The following is a 2,800-nucleotide window of genomic DNA, read 5'->3' on the forward strand; positions in this document are numbered from 1 at the left end:
CATAAACGATTATCTCGTAACAGCCGCTCTTTGTTGATCATTTCAAACCTTTATTCTCTAAGTTAAACCTCTTTTTATTCTCAATAGCGTGACAAAAAATGCAAGTCTCTATTCAGCAACTAGTTTAAGGTCACATTGCTAAAATTATGTTTATTGTCTGAATTAGATGTCATTAAATATTCTTCCTATTTATCGACAAAATTTAAATTACATAAGTAATATTAAGTCAAAATTAAAATTTGGCATGTTGGAAAAATTGTTAATAACTAATGATTAAAAATTCAACAATAAGAGTGTGTGCTGTTCAAAGAAACCGATCATTTTTTTGCGCGCCGTTGCAAAAATCTGATAATGGTAGATTAGCTATTATTTTTACCGAAGGAATAAGCAAGAATATCGTGGAAAAGAGTGGCAAATCATTGCCGTCTAATTGTTCAGTATTAGGGAACAAAACAATAGCTCACAAATTAAATGGGAACCGCTAAGTTCCCATGATTAATTCAGCAAAGCACAAAATTACATATGATTGATTACTGCATCACCAAACTCACTACATTTCAATAGTTTAGCACCTGGCATTAAACGCTCGAAATCATAGGTGACGGTTTTGGCAGCAATCGCCCCTTGCATGCCTTTAATAATTAAGTCAGCGGCTTCTGTCCAACCCATATGGCGTAACATCATTTCAGCGGACAGGATAATCGAGCCTGGATTGACTTTATCTTGACCTGCGTATTTTGGTGCTGTTCCATGGGTTGCTTCAAATAGTGCACAACTATCGCCTATATTGGCGCCTGGGGCGATACCGATGCCCCCAACTTGGGCCGCCAATGCGTCAGAAATATAATCGCCATTGAGGTTCATACAAGCAATAACGTCATATTCAACTGGCCGCAACAAAATTTGCTGTAAAAACGCATCAGCAATCACGTCTTTGATAATTATATCTTTACCTGTCTCTGGATGCTTAATTTTCATCCATGGGCCACCATCAAGTAATTCACCACCAAATTCTTGTTGTGCTAACTGGTATCCCCAATCTTTAAAGGCACCTTCAGTGAATTTCATTATATTGCCTTTATGCACTAAAGTGACCGATTTAAGATTATTTTGGATAGCATACTCAATTGCTGCTCGTACTAGCCGCTTAGTTCCTTCTTCTGAACAGGGCTTGATACCGATACCACAATTGGTTGGAAAACGAATTTTATTTACTCCCATCTCATCTTGCAGAAATTTAATTACTTTATCTGCCTCAGAGCTGCCTGCTTTCCATTCAATACCTGCATAAATATCTTCAGAATTTTCGCGAAAAATCACCATATCAGTCAATTCTGGCTGCTTTACTGGGCTAGGAGTACCTTGATAATAACGCACTGGGCGTAAACAAATATAGAGATCGAGTTGCTGTCGTAAAGCAACATTTAAGGAACGGATCCCGCCACCAACAGGTGTCGTTAATGGCCCTTTAATAGACACATGATATTGTTGGATCAAATCGAGTGTTTCAGCGGGTAACCATACATCCTTACCATAAATTTGAGTTGATTTTTCACCAGTATAAATCTCCATCCAAGAAATCTTTTTATCACCGTGGTAGGCTTTTTTTACTGCTGCATCAACCACTTTTAACATCACCGGAGTAATATCAGCACCAATACCATCCCCTTCAATATAAGGAATTATTGGATTATTAGGGACATTAAGCTTACCTGCTGCAAGTGTAATTTTTTCACCTTGTTGAGGAACAACTACTTTGCTTTCCATCAATCTCTCCTTTTATTATCTTAGCGCAATACCTGTTAACTTATGGTAAGAATATTGCATGGTACTTGAATAATTTTTCTACGCCAATGTTTGCTAATTTAAGGTATAATAGGGATCTCATTTTTTATTAATCATTGCCATGACAAATCTGCAGCATAAAAAGAGCAAATCAAAACAATATCATGACAAAAATAGCGCAAATTTTGTCAAACATATGATTAGTTCACGTAAAATATTACTCTTTAATAAACCGTTCGATGTATTGTCACAATTTACTGACCAAATTGGTCGGCAGACATTAAAAAATTATATTCCTATCACCAATGTCTATGCTGCTGGGCGTTTAGATCGCGATAGCGAGGGTCTGTTAATACTCACTAATGATGGCAAATTACAAGCCAAATTGACCCAACCAAACAATAAAATGGAAAAAATTTACTATGTGCAAGTTGAAGGTATACCGGAATCAACCGCATTACAAAAATTTTCTCACGGTTTACTATTAAAAGATGGTATGACCAAGCCAGCAAAAGCTGAACTTGTGGCTGAACCCGACTGGCTTTGGCCACGTCATCCTCCTATACGCAAAAGAAAAAATATTCCAACCTGTTGGCTAAAAATTACCTTATCAGAAGGCCGCAATCGACAAATACGTCGTATGACCGCCAACATAGGGTTTCCAACCTTACGATTGATTCGCTATAGTATGGCTAATTTTCAATTAGGTAACTTACAGCCAGGTGAGTGGAAGGAGGTCGATCTTGTTTAAACCATACGTTACGGTTGCTAACGTCGTTCACGTTACGCCAATTCCCAAACGAAATGCAACAAAGTAAATCCTTGGTCATACATAGATAAAATTACTGTAATGACCCCATAAGAGATACTGTTGTATGAAGGGAAAACATTTGAACTTACATGAGCGTTTTTATATCGAAAAACGAATAATTGACGGTGTTACTCAGGCCACTATTGCTAGAGAATTGGGGCTTTCTCGTTCAACTGTCAGCAGGGAACTCAAACGTAATACTGA

At 37.4% G+C, this 2,800-nt stretch carries 3 protein-coding genes; 2 read left to right on the plus strand and 1 reads right to left on the minus strand.

The features are described 5' to 3' along the window. Nucleotides 1-516: 516 nt before the first annotated feature. Nucleotides 517-1,767 carry an NADP-dependent isocitrate dehydrogenase gene (gene icd, locus CBG25_RS18220; protein WP_290608431.1) on the minus strand — a complete coding sequence of 417 codons (1,251 nt, stop codon included), beginning with the start codon at nt 1,765-1,767 and terminating at the stop codon, nt 517-519. 139 nt (nt 1,768-1,906) lie between these two features. On the opposite strand from icd, the gene rluE reads away from it, so the two are divergent. Both rluE and CBG25_RS21550 read left to right on the plus strand, forming a co-directional pair. After that, entirely contained in the window at nt 1,907-2,536 is a 630-nt protein-coding gene (gene rluE / locus CBG25_RS18225; RefSeq protein ID WP_290608433.1) for a 23S rRNA pseudouridine(2457) synthase RluE, read from the plus strand. Nucleotides 2,537-2,660: 124 nt separating this feature from the next. After that, a partial coding sequence (locus CBG25_RS21550; protein ID WP_366212744.1) for a helix-turn-helix domain-containing protein occupies nt 2,661-2,800 on the plus strand: 140 nt, incomplete at its 3' end.

The organism is Arsenophonus sp. ENCA (assembly GCF_002287155.1).
In the GTDB taxonomy this organism is placed as follows: domain Bacteria; phylum Pseudomonadota; class Gammaproteobacteria; order Enterobacterales; family Enterobacteriaceae; genus Arsenophonus; species Arsenophonus nilaparvatae.